The 17,016-nt window shown below is 60.2% G+C and carries 14 protein-coding genes; 3 read left to right on the forward strand and 11 right to left on the reverse strand.

Annotated elements, in window-relative coordinates:
• The first annotated feature begins 168 nt into the window (after positions 1-168).
• On the forward strand, positions 169-1,947 hold the full coding sequence (locus ACSQ87_RS29050; RefSeq protein WP_436274901.1) for a molecular chaperone: 1,779 nt from the start codon (positions 169-171) through the stop codon (positions 1,945-1,947).
• Positions 1,948-2,078: 131 nt separating this feature from the next.
• Here the strand turns inward: ACSQ87_RS29050 and serB are convergent, their stop codons facing one another.
• On the reverse strand, positions 2,079-3,293 hold the full coding sequence (serB, locus tag ACSQ87_RS29055) for a phosphoserine phosphatase SerB (RefSeq protein ID WP_436274902.1): 1,215 nt from the start codon (positions 3,291-3,293) through the stop codon (positions 2,079-2,081).
• 135 nt (positions 3,294-3,428) lie between these two features.
• Between serB and ACSQ87_RS29060 the strand changes: the two genes are divergently transcribed.
• Positions 3,429-4,961 (forward strand): AhpA/YtjB family protein, encoded by a 1,533-nt coding sequence (locus ACSQ87_RS29060; protein WP_436274903.1) that lies wholly within the window; start codon positions 3,429-3,431, stop codon positions 4,959-4,961.
• A gap of 290 nt (positions 4,962-5,251) precedes the next feature.
• On the opposite strand, the gene ACSQ87_RS29065 is transcribed toward ACSQ87_RS29060, so the two are convergent.
• The 9 genes from ACSQ87_RS29065 to ACSQ87_RS29105 all read right to left on the reverse strand — a co-directional run bounded on the left by ACSQ87_RS29065 (position 5,252) and on the right by ACSQ87_RS29105 (position 14,689).
• Positions 5,252-5,965 carry a PqiC family protein gene (locus tag ACSQ87_RS29065; RefSeq protein WP_223431797.1) on the reverse strand — a complete coding sequence of 238 codons (714 nt, stop codon included), beginning with the start codon at positions 5,963-5,965 and terminating at the stop codon, positions 5,252-5,254.
• Between the two features lie 176 nt (positions 5,966-6,141).
• Positions 6,142-8,409, reverse strand: coding sequence for a DNA topoisomerase IV subunit A (gene parC / locus ACSQ87_RS29070; protein WP_046056739.1), 2,268 nt, complete (start codon positions 8,407-8,409; stop codon positions 6,142-6,144).
• A gap of 7 nt (positions 8,410-8,416) precedes the next feature.
• Positions 8,417-8,941, reverse strand: a complete 525-nt coding sequence (locus tag ACSQ87_RS29075; RefSeq protein WP_095127420.1) for a retropepsin-like aspartic protease family protein — start codon at positions 8,939-8,941, stop codon at positions 8,417-8,419.
• The gene (locus ACSQ87_RS29080) at positions 8,938-9,927 is read right to left on the reverse strand and encodes an esterase-like activity of phytase family protein (protein ID WP_436274904.1); all 990 of its coding nucleotides are present in this window, start codon (positions 9,925-9,927) and stop codon (positions 8,938-8,940) included. Before ACSQ87_RS29080 ends, ACSQ87_RS29075 begins: the two co-directional genes overlap by 4 nt.
• Positions 9,927-11,831: a DNA topoisomerase IV subunit B gene (parE, locus tag ACSQ87_RS29085; RefSeq protein WP_150656652.1), complete on the reverse strand. Its 1,905-nt coding sequence runs from the start codon at positions 11,829-11,831 to the stop codon at positions 9,927-9,929. The genes ACSQ87_RS29080 and parE overlap by 1 nt, the downstream gene beginning before the upstream one ends.
• 54 nt (positions 11,832-11,885) lie before the next feature.
• Entirely contained in the window at positions 11,886-12,494 is a 609-nt protein-coding gene (locus ACSQ87_RS29090; RefSeq protein ID WP_008153348.1) for a YqiA/YcfP family alpha/beta fold hydrolase, read from the reverse strand.
• A 220-nt stretch (positions 12,495-12,714) separates the two neighbouring features.
• A complete protein-coding gene (cpdA, locus tag ACSQ87_RS29095; protein WP_223431800.1) occupies positions 12,715-13,530 on the reverse strand; it encodes a 3',5'-cyclic-AMP phosphodiesterase in 816 nt (271 codons plus the stop codon).
• Positions 13,531-13,628: 98 nt separating this feature from the next.
• Positions 13,629-14,081: a DUF1249 domain-containing protein gene (locus ACSQ87_RS29100; RefSeq protein ID WP_008153350.1), complete on the reverse strand. Its 453-nt coding sequence runs from the start codon at positions 14,079-14,081 to the stop codon at positions 13,629-13,631.
• Entirely contained in the window at positions 14,072-14,689 is a 618-nt protein-coding gene (locus ACSQ87_RS29105) for an NUDIX domain-containing protein (protein WP_223431801.1), read from the reverse strand. Before ACSQ87_RS29105 ends, ACSQ87_RS29100 begins: the two co-directional genes overlap by 10 nt.
• 229 nt (positions 14,690-14,918) lie before the next feature.
• On the opposite strand from ACSQ87_RS29105, the gene ACSQ87_RS29110 reads away from it, so the two are divergent.
• Positions 14,919-15,665: an RsiV family protein gene (locus tag ACSQ87_RS29110; RefSeq protein ID WP_436274905.1), complete on the forward strand. Its 747-nt coding sequence runs from the start codon at positions 14,919-14,921 to the stop codon at positions 15,663-15,665.
• Here ACSQ87_RS29110 and cytX read toward each other — a convergent pair.
• Positions 15,634-16,926 carry a putative hydroxymethylpyrimidine transporter CytX gene (gene cytX / locus ACSQ87_RS29115; protein WP_436274906.1) on the reverse strand — a complete coding sequence of 431 codons (1,293 nt, stop codon included), beginning with the start codon at positions 16,924-16,926 and terminating at the stop codon, positions 15,634-15,636. The genes ACSQ87_RS29110 and cytX overlap by 32 nt on opposite strands.
• Positions 16,927-17,016 lie beyond the last annotated feature (90 nt).

Below are 17,016 nucleotides of genomic sequence, written 5' to 3' on the forward strand. Positions count from 1 at the left end.
CTGCCCTGCGTAGGCAGCAGGCCGTACGACTGTGCGTATCCAGTCGCACGACTGTCAGATTAGTAGTACGCCCGAAGGGCATTCGACTGACAGACAAACGGTAGAAATCCATAGCTGCTACAGTCAGGTCATTCACTGCCCATTTACCGGTTGGAGTTTTTCCACGGCATGAATGAGACCAGCCCCCACCTGTTGCTACGCGCCCCGATCCCGACGCAGTTGCGCCTGTCGTTCTGTGAAGCCACCCCGCGTGATCTCAAGCGCTGGATCGCCAATCTCCCCAAAGCCAACATCGGCGAAACCGCTCGTCAGCTGTATCAAGGCTTGAGCGAACTCAACCAGCTGCTCACGCCCAGCGACAATCGCCTGCAATTGCTCGAACTGCTGCGGCCCGAGGTGTATTACGTCTGCAAACACCTTGAGCAGCATTTCCTGCATCAGTCGATTGTCCTCGACGAGCGTTCCCGCAAGATCGCCAACCTCTGCCAGGCGCTGCAAAGTCACTTGGCCATTGGTTATAAACAGATCGTCGTGCGCATCACACCGACATTCAGCAAGGACCGTGCGCCGCTGCTGACCCAGGCGCTGCAACGGGCGATCCATTGCCTGAACGGGCCGTTGATTCGCGCTACCAAACTTTATTGCCCAGTGCCGGAAGGCCTGTGGCTGGAGCTGCATCAGCTCTACCGGATCGCCTGCGCGCACCGGCTCGAGCACACGAGCCTGCGCGATGAGCTGGCCAGCCAGACACAAAACCTGAGCATCGAACAGACTTACGTGGTCGCCTTGCTGCTGGGCGCCTCACGCTGCAACCAACTGCGCCAGCACCAGATTGCCCGGGTTGCCGAGGTGCTGGAGCCCTGGAGCCAATGGATCAAGCTGCAACCCGGCAAACCGGCCACCGGGCTGTTTGCCGTCGTGTCAGACCTCGACACCGGACCGCGTTACCGCGCCAAGTTCCGGGCCGAGCAGCAAGAGAGCTTATTGGGGATTGATCCGCAGCCGTTGGTCGCGGCGATTGAAGCTCATTTGCAAAAAAATGACAGTTCATCGCCGCTGCCCGTGCCAGCAGGGTTAAGCCTGGATACGTTGCAACACCTTCATGCCGCCTGGGGCCAGACTGCCGAGCGCAGCTTCCAGCGCACCGTTGGCCAAGGCACGTTGACCCTGTGCATAGGCATGAGCGCGCTGCACTTCTATCTGGGAGGGCAACGCTCATTCAGCGACATCCTGAAAAACCACGGCGCCCGACCTGCACAATTTTCGGTAACGTCAGTGGCCGGCCGGGAAAAGGACCAATGGCACCAGGCCTTCGACGCCGCTCCCCAAGGCAATGCAGATGCTCTATTGCCCTACGAAGAGATCGAATACCCGCAACTTCAGAATGACGACAACCACGAAGCATCCGACCGCAATCAGCACTTCCCGACCCATGTCCTGTCAGTGGTCAATCACAGCCCCGGCGGTTACTGCCTGGCCTGGCGCGCTGCTGTGCCGGCCGAGTTACAGGCGGGTGAGATGGTCGGTATCGAGGATTCTGTCGGTCAGGGCTGGAGCATCGCGGTGGTGCGCTGGATCCGCCAGGTGCGTGGCGGTGGCACGCAAATGGGCATCGAGCAGGTTGCACCCTGCGCCGAGCCTTGCGGCCTGCAACTGGTGCGCACCCGTGATGACCACAGCCAATACCTTCGCGGTCTTTTGCTACCGGAGATCAGCGCCATCGACCTGCCCGCCACACTGCTTGCCCCGCGCCTGCCCTTTCAGGAAGGCAGCAAAGTGCTGATCTACACCAACGGCCAGGAACGTCGAGCCGGGCTGGATCGGCGGGTGGCGAGTACCAACAGTTTCAATCAGTTCGCCTACCGTCCACTGGAGGCCGCCAGAAACGACAACGCCGCGGAGAGCGGCGCTGAGGAGGATTTTGATTCGTTGTGGAAGTCGCTTTGAGGGTAATGCCGGTAACTGTGGCGAGGGAGCTTGCTCCCGTATGGACTGCGTAGCAGTCCTTTTTTGGGGCCGCTTCGCAGCCCAACGGGAGCAAGCTCCCTCGCCACAAGGTTCTTTCAGCCCTGAAACAATCAGAGTTGCCCGTCGCGATCCCGGAAGCCCAGCAGATACAGCACGCCATCCAGCCCCAAGGTGGAAATCGCCTGCTTCGCCGACTGTTTCACCAGCGGTTTGGCACGGAACGCCACGCCCAACCCGGCAATCGCCAGCATTGGCAAATCGTTGGCGCCGTCGCCGACTGCAATGGTCTGCTCCAGACGCAAACCTTCCTTGTGCGCCAGTTCCTTCAGCAGATCCGCCTTGCGCTGTGCATCGACAATTGGCTCGACCGCCACGCCGGTAACCTTGCCGTCGACCACTTCCAGCTCGTTGGCGAACACATAGTCGATACCCAACTTGGCCTGCAATTGCTTGGCGAAGTAGGTAAAGCCGCCCGACAGGATCGCGGTTTTGTAGCCCAGACGCTTGAGTTCGGCGAACAGGGTTTCGGCACCTTCGGTCAGGCGCAGGGAGGCACCGATTGAATCCAGCACGCTGACGTCCAGCCCTTTCAACAAGGCCAGGCGTTCCTTGAAGCTGGCGCGGAAGTCCAATTCGCCGGCCATCGCCCGCTCGGTGATCGCAGACACCTGATCGCCCACACCGGCAGCCTTGGCCAGTTCGTCGATCACTTCGGCTTCGATCAGCGTCGAGTCCATGTCGAACACCGCCAGACGGCGGTTGCGGCGGAACAGCGAATCTTCCTGGAAGGCGATGTCGACGTTCAGCTCTTGCGCGACGCTGAGGAATTCGGCCCGCAGCGCTTGCGGATCAGCCGCTTCCCCACGAACGGAAAACTCGATGCAGCCCTTGCCCTGATCGGCCGGGGTGTCCAGCGGCATGCGCCCGGACAGACGATCGATGTGGTCGATGTTCAAGCCATATTTGGCGGTGATCGAACTCACGGCCTGCAATTGCCCGGCGGTCACTTTGCGGGTCAGCAGGGTCACGATGTGGCGTGTCTTGCCCTGATTGCCGACCCACTGCTGGTAATCCTCTTCGGACACCGGCGTGAAACGCACCTGCTGATCGAGCTTGTAAGCCGTGAACAGGATGTCCTTGAGCACCGACTTGCCTTGCTCGGTGTCAGGAATTTCAACCAGGATGCCGAATGACAAGGTGTCGTGGATCACCGCCTGACCAATGTCGAGAATGTTCACACCACCCTGGGCCAGAACGCCGGTAATGGACGCAGTCAGACCCGGACGGTCGACTCCCGTGATGTTTATCAGGACGATTTCGCGCAAGGCGCACCCCCGCAGGTGGAAAAAAACCGCATTCTACCCACATTCAGTGACCATCGGGCACCGTGAGCGCTTTGACGGTCTAGGGCCTGTCGCTATACTGCGCGTCAACTTCACGGACAAAAGAGCCGAGCTCAAGTGAACCGGCCCACGCCAGTAAAAACCGATAACTTCTTTCTGCTGATCTTCCGTGCACTGCGCCACCGCCGTGTACCGATTGCATTGCGCATCGCCAGCCATAACGTGATCCTGGTCGCTCTGGCCCTGGTGATCTATGCCTGTGTGATGGGTTTGCAGTTCAAGCAGGCCATGCACGAGCAGGCGGATGCGCTGGGTGAAAGCCTGACCACCCAGACTGCCACGTCCGCCACGGAGCTGTTGGTGTCCAACGACATCCTCAGCCTCAACGTGCTGCTCAACAACCTGACCAAAAACAAGCTGGTGGCTCACGCCGCCATCTACAGCGTGGATAACCGCATCCTCGCCGAAGCCGGTCAGCGCCCCAAGCATAGCCTGCTGGGCGAAGCCGAAGGCATGTACCAGAGCAAGATCACTTTCCAGGACGTGACCGCCGGGCAACTGCGCATCAGCCTGGACATGGATCAGTTCCAGCAGCCGATGACCATCAGCCTGCAAAGCATGGGCATTTTGAGCGCGATACTACTGGCGCTGTCCCTGGCCTTGAGCCTGCGCCTGGGTCGGCACATCTCCACGCCGTTGCTGCAATTGCGGGTATGGCTGCGCCATATCGACGAATACACCCCGGCCACCGAGCGTCAGGATGAGATCGGCGACCTGGCCCGCCAGCTGCACGCCGACTTCGCGCCAGAGCCCGCCGAGCCGGAACCCGCTCCCGAGCCTGAGTACGACGAAAGCGACTACGAAGACGCGGACGATAACGAGCCAACCTTCGAAGTGCGCAATTTGCGTGACCCGAGTTTCGATGAAACCAAGCCTGTGGCCGGTCTCAAACCTGCGCCACGGCGCATTGTCAGCACCGTTGAAGACGATGATGATGACGATGCATTTGCCGACTTGCGTGATGAATCAGCGTCGACCGCGCCGAAACCGGTAGCCAAACCGCAACTATCGAACGTGCCGCAGCACAGCGCGGTACTGGCCGTGCAACTGGGCGCTCAGGATCAACTGCGTCGTCTGCCCCGCACACGTCTGGAAGAACTGCTCAAACGCTATCGCGACTGCCTCGATCAGGCCGCCTCGCTCTACCAGAGCGAGCTGCACACCCTGAACGATGGCAGCACGCTGATGCTGTTCCACACCGAAGACAGCGGCGACGACTACCTGACCAACGCCATCTGCTGCGGTGAGTTGTTGCGAGCCTTGGGCCATCAGTTGCAGATCGAAGTCGCTGACAGCGGCATCACCCTGCAATTGCAACTGGGCCTGACCCTGGGTGACGAGCTGTTCGGCCTGAGCCAGATTGATCTGCTGCTGACTGAAACCGCTCAGGATGCACTGGCCCTGTCGCAACACAGCCGCAACCTGTTGCTGGTGGAGCGCAAGATCGGTGACGACGCGCTGATCCGCCAGCGCGCCCGAATCCGACCGATCGCAAGCCCGGAAGGCGCTTGTTGCGTAGAGCGGCTGATGGAGCCTTATCCGTCGATGCTCGAGCGGCAACTGGCGCGGATGCATGAACGTCGGGCGTAAATAGCCCCGTTATGAAAAAGCCCGCAGACGAGTAATCGTCTGCGGGCTTTTTGTTGCTACCTGATTCTTGTAGCAGCTGCCGAGCCTGCGAGGCTGCGTTCGGCTGCGCAGCAGTCGTAAAATCAGTCCGCGCCAGGGGTCATGCAATCGCGCGAACAGGATTTGCGAGGACTTCGGTCGAGCGCGACCCCGGCTCGAACGCAGCCTCGCAGGCTCGACAGCTGCTACAAGCCCCCGCAGAAACAACAAAGCCCGCACATGGCGGGCTTTGTTCTTGGATCAATCCAGGCCTAGAACCTGAACACTTCCATATCGGTCCGGATCGGCGAAGCCATCGGGATCTTCGGCTGCTTTTCCGCTTCCGCCGCAGGTGCCGCCGGCTTGGCAGCCGGTTTTTTTGGTGCTTCGGCAATCGGTGGCTGATTGGCCAGCGGCTTGAGCGCCACCGAAAGCTGCTCGGCCAGACGCTGCAACAATACACCCTGAGCCTGAACCTGAGCCGCCGTGCCACCGGCATGCTGTTCCTGCAGGTGAACGATGCGGTTATCACGAACCTGGCCACGACGGTCGATCAGACGCCATTGCGCATCAAGGATCGCCGGTTGCGCCTCACCCGAGTCCAGGCGAGTAATCGTCAGAAGAACCTGCACATCCGGCGTGAAGCCCACGGTCGCTGGCGCCAGCACCACGCGCTGGCTGTCGAGATGACCGGCGACCTGACGCAGCAGCAACTGATCGATATCCGACGACAGGCTACCCGCCCAACGACCATCAGCCGACGCTTGCAGGCTGCCATCCGGCTGTCGCTGCAACAACGTTTCGCGTTGCAGGTAATCAGCTACAGTTACCGGACCCAGCAATACAGCCATACCCGCGCTTTGCGCAGGCTGAGCCGGACTTCCGCTGTCCAGCTGATACAGCGACACCGGTTGGTGAGTGCTGCAACCCGCCAGGCCAAGAACGCCGGCGAGCATCAAAATAAAAGGAAGGCGCAGAGCAGTCATCGTCCCATCCAGGTGGTTGCCACAAGGCTAACCACAGTGAAAATACTCAATAAATATGAAGAACGCTCGGCCACGCCGGCGCTTGAAAGGCCATATCATCCGTGAATATGCGTTCCGACTCCAGCGCCAAAGCGTCGATCTACGCGTTAAATCGTAGATCGAGCGCTCTAGGACGCTTAATTGAGGTTTTCGACGAGCAGCGCATCTACCCTCTGAAAGCCACGTGGCAATTTGTTACCACGACGTCCACGCTCACCTTTGTAGTGTTCGAGATCGTCTGCTTTCAGTGACAAGGTACGTTTTCCGGCCTGCAGCACCAATGTGGCGCCATCCGGCAGAACGGCGATGTCCGTGACATATTCTTCGCGACTGGCCACACGCTCACCGGAAATCCCGATGATCTTGTTGCCTTTGCCCTTACCTAATTGTGGCAGATCGCTGATTTTGAAGATCAGCAGGCGACCTTCGGTGGTCACCGAGGCCAGCCAGTTTTGCTCACGATCAGCCACTGGCCGCGGCAGAATCACCTTGGCGTTGTTCGGCAGACTCAACAGCGCCTTGCCGGCCTTGTTCTTGGCTTGCAGGTCTTCACCCTTGACCACGAAACCATAACCGGCGTCGGAGGCGATCACGTACAGCGAATCGTCTTCCGGCATCAGCACGCACTCGAAGCTCGCCCCCGGCGGCGGCGTCAGACGACCGGTCAGCGGTTCGCCCTGGCCACGGGCCGATGGCAGCGTGTGCGCGGCCACCGAATAGCTGCGGCCGGTGGAATCGATAAACACCGCAAACTGGTTGGAGCGGCCGGGCGCCAAGGCCTTGAAACCATCCCCGGCCTTGTAGGAAAGCCCGGTGGCGTCGATTTCGTGACCCTTGGCGGAACGAACCCAGCCTTTTTCCGACAGAACGACGGTTACTTTCTCGTTTGGCAGCAGATCGTGCTCGGTCAGGGCCTTGGCTTCGGTGCGCTCGACGATTGGCGAACGACGGTCGTCGCCGTAAGTTTCGGCGTCTTTGATCAGCTCGGTGCGTACCAGCTTTTTCAGCTTGGCTTCGCTACTCAGCAGGGCTTGCAGCTTGGCTTGTTCCTTGAGCAATTCATCCTGCTCGGCACGCAGCTTCATTTCTTCCAGTCGCGCCAACTGACGCAAACGGGTGTCGAGAATGTAGTCGGCCTGGATTTCGCTCAGGGCGAAACGCTCGATCAGCGCGGCTTTCGGGTGCTCCTCGGTGCGGATGATGTGAATCACTTCATCCAGGTTGAGGTAGGCGATCAACAAGCCGTCCAACAGGTGCAGGCGACGCTCGACCTTGTCCAGGCGGAATTGCAGGCGACGACGCACAGTCTGGACCCGGAATTCCAGCCACTCGACCAACAGCGCGCGCAGGTTTTTCAGCTGCGGCTTGCCGTCGAGGCCGATGATGTTGATGTTGACCCGGTAGCTCGACTCCAGCTCGGTGCTGGCGAACAGGTGCTGCATCAGCGCGTCGTGGTCAAAGTTTTTGCGTGCGCCCGGAATAATCACGATCCGGCACGGGTTTTCGTGGTCGGACTCGTCTCGCAGGTCTGCGATCTGCGGGGCTTTCGACGGTTTGGCCTGCATCATGGCCGCGATCTGTTCCAGCACCTTGGCGCCAGACACCTGATGCGGCAGCGCGGTGACGATGATGTCGCCGTCTTCGATGTGGTACACGGCGCGCATGCGCACCGAGCCCTTGCCGGTTTCGTACATTTTCAGCAGGTCGGCGCGCGGCGTGATGATTTCCGCTTCGGTCGGGTAATCCGGGCCCTGGATGTGCTCGCAGAGCTGTTCGACCGTGGCTTTGGGCTCATCGAGCAAACGCACGCACGCCGTGGCGACTTCGCGCAGGTTGTGCGGCGGTACGTCGGTGGCCATGCCCACGGCGATGCCGGTGGTACCGTTGAGCAGGATGTTCGGCAAACGTGCCGGCAACACCAGCGGCTCGTCGAGGGTGCCGTCGAAGTTCGGGCCCCAATCCGCAGTGCCCTGGCCCAGTTCGCTGAGCAGCACTTCGGAATAGCGCGACAGCCGCGCCTCGGTGTAACGCATGGCGGCGAAGGACTTGGGATCATCCGGCGCACCCCAGTTACCCTGGCCGTCGACCAGCGTGTAGCGGTAGCTGAACGGCTGGGCCATCAGGACCATGGCTTCGTAGCAGGCCGAGTCGCCGTGCGGGTGGAACTTGCCGAGCACGTCACCGACGGTACGCGCCGACTTCTTGTGCTTGGAATCGGCGTCCAGCCCCAACTCGCTCATCGCGTAGATGATGCGCCGCTGTACCGGTTTCAGGCCGTCGCCGATATGCGGCAAGGCACGGTCCATGATCACGTACATGGAGTAGTTGAGGTAGGCATTTTCGGTGAAGTCAGCCAGTGACCGGCGTTCTACACCGTCCAGGCTGAGATCAAGGGAGTCGCTCATGCGGGCCTCATCGGTTCGTTGTCTGGCGCAGCAGCATGGTGCCACCGCGCTGGGTAAATTCAAGTTTGTTCAGCGCGCTCATACCGAGCAGCACTTGCTTGCCATCCAGGCCTGGCACGACGAGGGCGCGCACATCACGCAGCACAATGTCGCCCAGTTGCAGCCGGTCGATGCGGGTTCGGTAACCCTGGGTGCGACCGTTGGCTGTGCTCAGGGTCACCCCGAAGCCTTTTTCCAGTTTCAGCCGTTCGGCCATTTCCGCCGGGATCGACACGTCGGTCGCCCCGGTATCGAGCATGAAATCCACCGGCTGACCGTTGATCTGGCCGCTGGCAACGAAGTGACCCTGTGTGTTGCTGGCCAGTTTCACTTCGATAAACCCTTCGCCCTGCTCAGAGCTGATGACGGTGTTGGGATTCTGCTGACGCGCTTCCCACTGGCCGAAAAACCGCGTCGCCAGAAACAGCGCCGCGCACCAGGCCAGCACCATAAATACCCGACCGGCGCGTTTTCCCGGCGGCTGCTGACTCATGGCTTGGCACTCCAGCCACCTTCAGGCGCGGCAAAGCGCCAGACAATCGGACGTTCCTCGCCATCGGCGCGGGCATCGTTGTTGTTGTCGGTGCCGATCCACGCGCCCTCGGCGTCAATAATCAACGCTTCGGTCAGGCCGTAAGGATTTTTATAGCGGCGATGCGCCTGCAAGGCTTCATCGGCAAACGACCAGCAGCGCTCGACCTTGGCTGTCACCGAATCACGGCGGCAGATCTGGTAAGCGTTGCGCTCAAGGGTAAACAGCTTGCCGTTGAACAGCGACAGGTCGGCAAAGTCTCGGGACACTGCTTTGGCTCGGGGAAACTGCGCCGGCTGCATTTCTTTCCCGGCTTCGCTCAGCAACACACAGCCACCATCGCAATCCCAGACCGTTTGTTTGCGCTTGATCAGCAATAATCCACGGCTTTGACGCTCGGCGGCGAGCCACAATTGATCACCCGCCGGATTGATCGCCAAGCCTTCAAACAACGCATTGAAGTGCAACAGCATGCCGCTGGCCCGGGCTTCGCGAATCAGCATCGGCGAGATCTTCAGCCAGGACGATGGCCCAACGGGTGGCACTTGCAGAATCGCAGCATGGGATTCGCTCACGATGTAGCGATTGCCGGCGCTGTCGCAGGTGATGCCTTCAAAATCCAGATCCCCACCACGGAAAAACGACGCCACCCAGGTCCGCGAACGCAAGCCCCAGGGCAAACCGCTGTCTGGCACCGGCGGCACGCCGATGCCCACGGTTTCGGCGTGCCATACCCTTTCGCGGGTATCGAGCCGGTAAATCTGATCGTCGTCGCGATCGGACACCGTCCACATATCCTTGCCACACTGGGCCAGCCCGGACAGGTTGCCACCGCGCATACCGTCAACGGGATGCTCGGACAACAGGCGCAGTTCCGGCACCGGTTCGGCAAACACCGAAATCGAGGTCAGAAGTAACGCACACGCCAGGGCAAAGCCAACCCGCATCAGCCAAGAACCTCGGCCAGGTTGCCTTTGGATTCCAGCCAGGATTTGCGGTCACCGGCACGTTTCTTCGCCAGCAGCATGTCCATCATTTCCGAGGTCGCTTCAAAATCCTCCAGCGTCAGCTGCACCAGACGCCGAGTGTTCGGGTCCATGGTGGTTTCACGCAGCTGCGGCGGGTTCATTTCACCCAGACCTTTGAATCGTGTGACCTGCGGCTTGCCGCGTTTCTTCTCGGCCACCAGGCGATCGAGGATGCCATCGCGTTCGGCTTCGTCCAGGGCGTAGTAAATCTCTTTGCCCAGGTCGATACGGTACAGCGGCGGCATCGCGACGTAGACGTGACCGGCATCCACCAACGGGCGGAAATGCTGGACGAACAACGCGCACAGTAACGTGGCGATGTGCAGACCGTCGGAGTCGGCGTCGGCGAGGATGCAGATCTTGCCGTAACGCAGCTGAGCGATGTCCGCCGAGCCCGGATCGACACCGATGGCCACGGCGATGTTGTGCACTTCCTGGCTGGCCAGCACTTCGCTGCCATCGACTTCCCAAGTGTTCAGAATCTTGCCGCGCAACGGCAGGATCGCTTGAAATTCTTTATCCCTCGCTTGCTTGGCCGAACCGCCGGCGGAATCACCTTCCACCAGGAACAGCTCGGAACGCATCGGGTCCTGCCCGGCGCAGTCGGCGAGTTTGCCCGGCAGTGCCGGCCCCGCCGTGATGCGCTTGCGCTCGACCTTCTTGCTGGCCTTCAGACGACGGCCGGCATTGTTGATCGCCAGTTCTGCCAGCAACATGCCGGTTTCCGGGTTGGCGTTGAGCCACAGGCTGAAGGCGTCCTTGACCACACCGGAAACGAACGCGGCTGCTTCACGGGACGACAGGCGCTCTTTGGTCTGGCCGGAGAATTGCGGCTCTTGCATCTTCATCGACAGCACGAAAGCGATGCGTTCCCAGACGTCTTCCGGCGCCAGCTTCACGCCACGAGGCAGCAGGCTGCGGAATTCGCAGAATTCGCGCATCGCATCGAGCAAGCCCTGACGCAAACCGTTGACGTGGGTACCGCCCTGCGCCGTCGGAATCAGGTTGACGTAGCTTTCCTGAACGCTGTCGCCACCTTCCGGCAACCACAGCAGCGCCCAATCGACCGCTTCTTTGTTACCGGCCAGGCTGCCGCAGAACGGCTCGTCCGGCAGACGCTCGAATCCATTGACCGCGTCGACCAGGTAGGAGCGCAGGCCGTCTTCGTAATGCCATTCGACTTTCTCGCCGGTGGCCTTGTCTTCAAAACTGACCAGCAGCCCCGGGCACAGAACGGCCTTGGCCTTGAGTACGTGCTTGAGGCGGCTGATAGAGAATTTCGGCGAATCGAAGTATTTCGGGTCCGGCGCGAAGAACACGCTGGTACCCGTGTTGCGCTTGCCGACGGTACCAATGATTTCCAGCTCGGTTTTCTTGTAACCGTCGGCGAAGGTCATCTGGTATTCGTTGCCGTCACGCTTTACGCGCACCCGGACTTCGTTCGACAAGGCGTTGACCACGGAAATACCCACCCCGTGCAGACCGCCGGAGAACTGGTAGTTCTTGTTGGAAAACTTGCCGCCCGCGTGGAGCTTGGTGAGGATCAGCTCGACGCCCGACACGCCTTCTTCGGCGTGGATATCCACCGGCATGCCACGGCCGTCATCACTGACTTCCAGGGAGTGATCGGCGTGCAGGATGACCTGCACCGAGGTCGCATGCCCGGCCAAGGCTTCGTCGACGCTGTTGTCGATGACTTCCTGGGCAAGGTGATTCGGCCGACTGGTGTCGGTGTACATGCCGGGGCGTTTGCGCACCGGGTCGAGGCCCGAGAGGACTTCGATGGCGTCTGCGTTATAAGAGCTAGCGCTGGGAGTGGCCATGGGGTCTCGTCGTCCGCCTGTAAAAAGAGTGTTCTGTGAAATAGAGGCGATGGCTCACAGTGCTGTGAAATCGATCGCCTGATACAAATCTGCGCCGATGCCGGCAAAACTCAGCATCGCCGGCAATTGCTCGGCAAAACCCTGAAAACTATGGTCGCCGCCGGCCTGGATGCGCAAGGCACAGGCCCGGTAGTACTGCTGGGCGAGGCGATAGTCCAGCGTTTCGTCGCCGGTCTGCAACCACACCTGATACCGCTGCGGGTCTTGGGGCGCCGGCACTTCCAGCTCGGCCAGGGCCGTCACGTGGTCGTGGGTCAATTCCCAGGCCTCATCGGTATACAGGTTTTTCTGCGTCCCCAGATACCCGTCGAACATCCGGTGCGGACTGACGGCAGGATTGATCAACAGGGCCTTGAGGCCATGGCGCTCGGCCAGGTGAGTCGCATAGTAGCCGCCGAGTGAGCTGCCGACCAGCAGTGGCCGCCCAAGCTCCTCAATCGCCTTGTTCAGCTGACCGATGGCCTCACGCGGATGGTGATGCAAGGCCGGAACGCGCAACTGATCGCTCAAGCCCAGACGTTCCATCACTTGTACCAACTGCGTGGCCTTTTTAGATGAAGGCGCGCTGTTGAAACCGTGGATATAAAGGATCGAACCAGACATTTGAGCTCCCTGTGCGTCGGGTAAAGAGGCGCAGTTTACAGGGTGTCGGGGGAATCGGGGATATCCGCAGAAATGAGGGTGTCTGTGCCGACGCCTTCGCGAGCAAGCCCGCTCCCACATTTGACCTGCGGTGTACACACTCTGTGAACACCCGAGATCCAGTGTGGGAGCGGGCTTGCTCGCGAAAGCCGCGACTCGGTCCTGTTGAATGACAAAAAAATCAATAGCCGTTGGAGCCGTAGTCGACCTCAAAGTCGAAGCCGGTAACGCGTTCCACGCCGGTTTCGAGCTGGCCATCAGGCAACAGCCGCAACCAGCGATACCCCGGCGCCTGGTCACTGACCTTGAAATCATCACTGCCCGGTTCGAACTGAATACACGTCGAAGGCGAGGCAATCAGCCGCACACCCTTGCGAACCTGGTCGATCTCTTGATGCACATGCCCCCATAAAACCGCGCGCACCTGCGGAAACCGATCCAGCACGGCAAACAACGCGTCTGGGTTGCGCAATCCAATCGGCTCCATCCACGCACAGCCGATCGACACCGGATGATGATGGAAGCACACCAGATGATGGCGCTCCGGCGCCTCACTCAACGAACGGGCCAGCAACTGTAGCTGCTCATCCTGCAAATACCCCGGCACCGAACCCGGTACGGCCGAATCGAGCAACGTGACACGCCAGTTACCGACATCCACCACTGGCTCCAGCAACGTACTCTGCACAGCGGCCTCCGCCATGATCCGCGGCTCATCGTGGTTACCGGGAATCCAGCGCGCCGGCGCATCGAGCTGCCGCGTCAGGTCGCGAAACTGCTGATAGGACTCCAGCGTCCCGTCCTGAGAAAGATCGCCACTGGCAATAATCAGGTCGATCTGCGGCTGCTGAAGCCGCACCAGTTCGATGACTTTTTGCAGGCTGTCACGGGTATTCATGCCCAACAACGTCCCGTCCGTTTCGGCAAACAGATGACTGTCGGAAAGTTGCACCAGCAACGCCGAATCGGCGGTGGTCAATGTGGATACGCTCGGCAAGGCGTTCTCCCAGGGCTGAATCACGGGATGGATGAGTACCGCGATTATGCTGGGGGATGATCAAAAGGGGAAACTTGTGAAGCTGACGCAGTTCACATCTATCGCACGACGGCGTACTCGTGTCCGCAGGCCAGGCAATGGCTCAGCCATTCGCCCAGAAACATATTCAGCTGGGCCTTTTCGTCCGGCTGATGCATTGAGGCATTCGGGTAAGGATAGATGCCGCGAAAGCGTCGCGCATGTTCGGCGCTGACGACTTCGGCCATGCACGCGTCGTGATAGACCTGGACTTCCAGTTGCGGCACCGGCAGCCACGGCAGGCTGTGTTCCTGGCGCACTTGCAGGGTTGTGGTATACGGACAGACTTGCAGCACTTCGAGGGCCAGCACGCCGAGCATCTGGTCGCCGTGGGTCACGGCAATGCGCCGTGCCTCCGGCTCGTTGCGCATGTCCGGCAACAGTCGCATCAGGCGCGCGTAGTTGGCCTCGCAGGAGGCTTGCAGCCCCACAAGGTCAACCCGATAGCGATCGCGCAGTTTGTTTACGACCATAACCCCCTCACTTCAGCGCGGTTCAAAGCTAGCCATTGCAAGGCAATGATGCTGGCCGCGTTGGCAATTCGTCCGTCGCGTACGGCCTGTAGGGCATCTTCGAACGCCCAGACCGTGACGCGGATATCTTCTGCTTCTTCCTCCAGCCCATGCAGGCCGCCGACGCCGGTGCTGTCGCAACGCCCCAGGTACAAGTGCACAAATTCATTGCTGCCGCCCGGCGATGGAAAGTATTTGGTCATCGGCCAGAGCGCCCCGAACACAAGCCCAGCTTCCTCCTGCGCTTCGCGGTGAGCAACTTCTTCCGGTACTTCATCCTTGTCGATCAGACCGGCGACCAGTTCGATCAACCAAGGATTATCAGTCTTGCCCATGGCGCCGACGCGAAACTGCTCGATCAACACCACTTCGTCACGTTGAGGATCGTACGGCAGCACGCACACTGCATCGTGGCGAACGAACACTTCACGATTGATCTCGCGACTCATGCCACCGGCAAACAATTCGTGACGCAAGTGCACACGCTCGAGCTTGTAGAAGCCCTCGTAGCACTTTTCGCGCCGAACGATATCAACGGCGGTCGGAATGGCGTTGGCAAAATCAGTCATGACAATCCTCGTTTACTGCAAATCCGATCCGAGGCTCCTTTTTGTTACTTGCAACCTCGACTTCGCGCCATCCTAACGCGCCCGTGACCTTTGATGCAGCCCCTTTACAGTCAGCGGGATAGACGGTGAGGGCGAAACCAACTCTAATTAGCTTAGTGGCGAACTGACTGCTTCGTTGAGAGTCGAAGCGGATAACTTTTCGCCTTTCCCTGTTTTATGAAGGACGCCCATGTCGCTTTTTAAAATCGCCTCCGTGGCTGTAATCGCCCTGACCCTGGGCGCCTGCCAGAGTTTGTTCCAACCCAACTACCGGACGCCGCTGGAAACTACCCGCGATGCATCCGAACAGCTGAAACCGGGTTGCACAACACCTGACTGCCCGTTGGTGAACATCGATACGCTGCGCTTCCCGGCCGAACCGCAGTTGGACGGCATCGTCGAAAAACGCCTGCTGCAAATGACCCGCACCTCGCCCGACGCCCCGGTGGCGCCGACGCTGGCAGCGTATCGCGAGCAGTTTTTGAGCAGTGCCGGCCCGCGCTACAGCAGCTATCTGCAAGCCAAGGTACGTGAGCAGCATGACGGCTTGGTGATCGTTGAATTTTCCAGCTACCTGGACACCGGCGGCGCCCATGGCACGCCAGGCCGCAGCTTCATCAACTATTCGCGCCAGCAACACAAAGTGCTGACGTTGTCGGACATGTTGGTGCCGGGGCAGGAAGAGGCGTTCTGGAAAGCCGCGCAAGTCGCGCACAACAGCTGGCTGATAAGCACCAAGCTCGATCAGGAACCGGAGTTCGTGAAGCAGTGGCCGTTCCAGAAAACCCAGAACGTGGCGCTGACGTACGGCGGGGTGATCCTCAAGTACGAAGTGAGCACCATCGCGCCTTACGCGCTGGGTCACGTCGAACTGAAGATCCCTTACCCTCGCCTGAACGGCATTATCAAGCCCGAGCTGTTTCCTGGCCGTAACTGAAGGCCCGACCCAGCACGAGTTGCAGCAGCCCTGCCAGAATCAGTGACGGCAGGGTTGCGCCGATGTCCGGATACAGATTAGCCAGCAAATGATAGGTGCTCACTCCGCCCAACCAGGCGAGCAACGCCGGCCAGCGCAATGCGGCTGACGCCATGCGAGCACCGCGTTTGCGCAGGATGAAGTGATCCACCAGCACCACACCGAACAGCGGCGCAAACACCGAACCGATCAACAGCAGGAAGTTCTGGTACTGGGCCAATGGCGCCAGGCACGCGATCAGTGTGCAGATCACACCGATGGCCAAAGCCAGGTGCTCGACTTTCAAGCGCAACAAAATTCCGCTCGAAACGGCCGCCGAGTGAATGTCGGCGAAGGCATTTTCCGACTCGTCCAGCAGGATCAGCAGCAGCGGAATCCCCAGACCTGCACCGGCCAACGCCAACAGCAAGGCATTCACTTCACCGCTCGGCGCGAACGCCAGGGTGTAGGCCACGCCGAGGCTCATCAGCCAGAAGTTACCGATAAAGAAACCCAGCGCCGTGCCACCAAACACATTTTTCGCACGCTTGCCGAAACGCGAGTAGTCGGCAATCAGCGGCAACCACGAAAGCGGCATGGCGATGGCAATGTCGAAGCCCACGGCGAACGGCATCGAACCATCACCGGCCTGCGCCCACAACGCCGCCAGATCGGCTTTGGCGAACAGGTTCCAGGTCAACCAGATGCACGCGGCCAGCAGCAACCAGATGCCCCACTTGCGCAGGATCTGACGGACGAATGTCAGCGGACCACTGACGGCCAGCAAGGTCGCCAAACCACCAAAGAACACGGTCCAGAGCAGCGGATTGGACAACAGACTGCCTTCGCTGAACGCCCGCGCGCCGAGCAGGCTGGCGGCGTCGCGCATGATGATGATTTCGAACGAGCCCCAGCCGATCAATTGCAGCAGGTTCAATACGGCAGGCAGGCTAGCGCCTTTTGCACCGAGGCTGAGTTTGAGTGCGGCCATCGATGACAGGCCGGTGTCGCTGCCGATCACGCCGACGGCGGCCAGCAGCAAAACGCCGACCAGGGTGCCGAGGAAGATTGCCAGCAACGAGCCGGACAGGCCCAGACCTGGCGCGAGCAATGCACCGGTCTGCAGGACCATCAGACCGATGCCGAGGGAGAACCACAGGGAAAACAGATCACGGCCGCCGAAGACACGTTTGTCGATCGGAACCGCAGAATCCGGGGAGTAAGTGCTGGGTTGAATGCTCAAGGGTGTTATCTCAGAGGGACATTTTTTGTTGTGTAGATCGCTATCGCCAGCAGGCTGGCTCCCACAGGGGACTTGTGAACACCACAAATC

The organism is Pseudomonas sp. LjRoot277 (assembly GCF_964253845.1).
GTDB lineage: Bacteria > Pseudomonadota > Gammaproteobacteria > Pseudomonadales > Pseudomonadaceae > Aquipseudomonas.

What these genes read in the sequence shown, in the direction of transcription:
- ACSQ87_RS29050 (WP_436274901.1), top strand. Translation starts at nt 169, where the DNA reads ATGAATGAGACCAGCCCCCACCTGTTGCTACGCGCCCCGATCCCGACG.
- ACSQ87_RS29065 (WP_223431797.1), bottom strand. Translation starts at nt 5,965, where the DNA reads ATGACTGCTCTGCGCCTTCCTTTTATTTTGATGCTCGCCGGCGTTCTT.
- parC (WP_046056739.1), bottom strand. Translation starts at nt 8,409, where the DNA reads ATGAGCGACTCCCTTGATCTCAGCCTGGACGGTGTAGAACGCCGGTCA.
- ACSQ87_RS29075 (WP_095127420.1), bottom strand. Translation starts at nt 8,941, where the DNA reads ATGAGTCAGCAGCCGCCGGGAAAACGCGCCGGTCGGGTATTTATGGTG.
- ACSQ87_RS29080 (WP_436274904.1), bottom strand. Translation starts at nt 9,927, where the DNA reads ATGCGGGTTGGCTTTGCCCTGGCGTGTGCGTTACTTCTGACCTCGATT.
- parE (WP_150656652.1), bottom strand. Translation starts at nt 11,831, where the DNA reads ATGGCCACTCCCAGCGCTAGCTCTTATAACGCAGACGCCATCGAAGTC.
- ACSQ87_RS29090 (WP_008153348.1), bottom strand. Translation starts at nt 12,494, where the DNA reads ATGTCTGGTTCGATCCTTTATATCCACGGTTTCAACAGCGCGCCTTCA.
- ACSQ87_RS29100 (WP_008153350.1), bottom strand. Translation starts at nt 14,081, where the DNA reads ATGGTCGTAAACAAACTGCGCGATCGCTATCGGGTTGACCTTGTGGGG.
- ACSQ87_RS29105 (WP_223431801.1), bottom strand. Translation starts at nt 14,689, where the DNA reads ATGACTGATTTTGCCAACGCCATTCCGACCGCCGTTGATATCGTTCGG.
- ACSQ87_RS29110 (WP_436274905.1), top strand. Translation starts at nt 14,919, where the DNA reads ATGTCGCTTTTTAAAATCGCCTCCGTGGCTGTAATCGCCCTGACCCTG.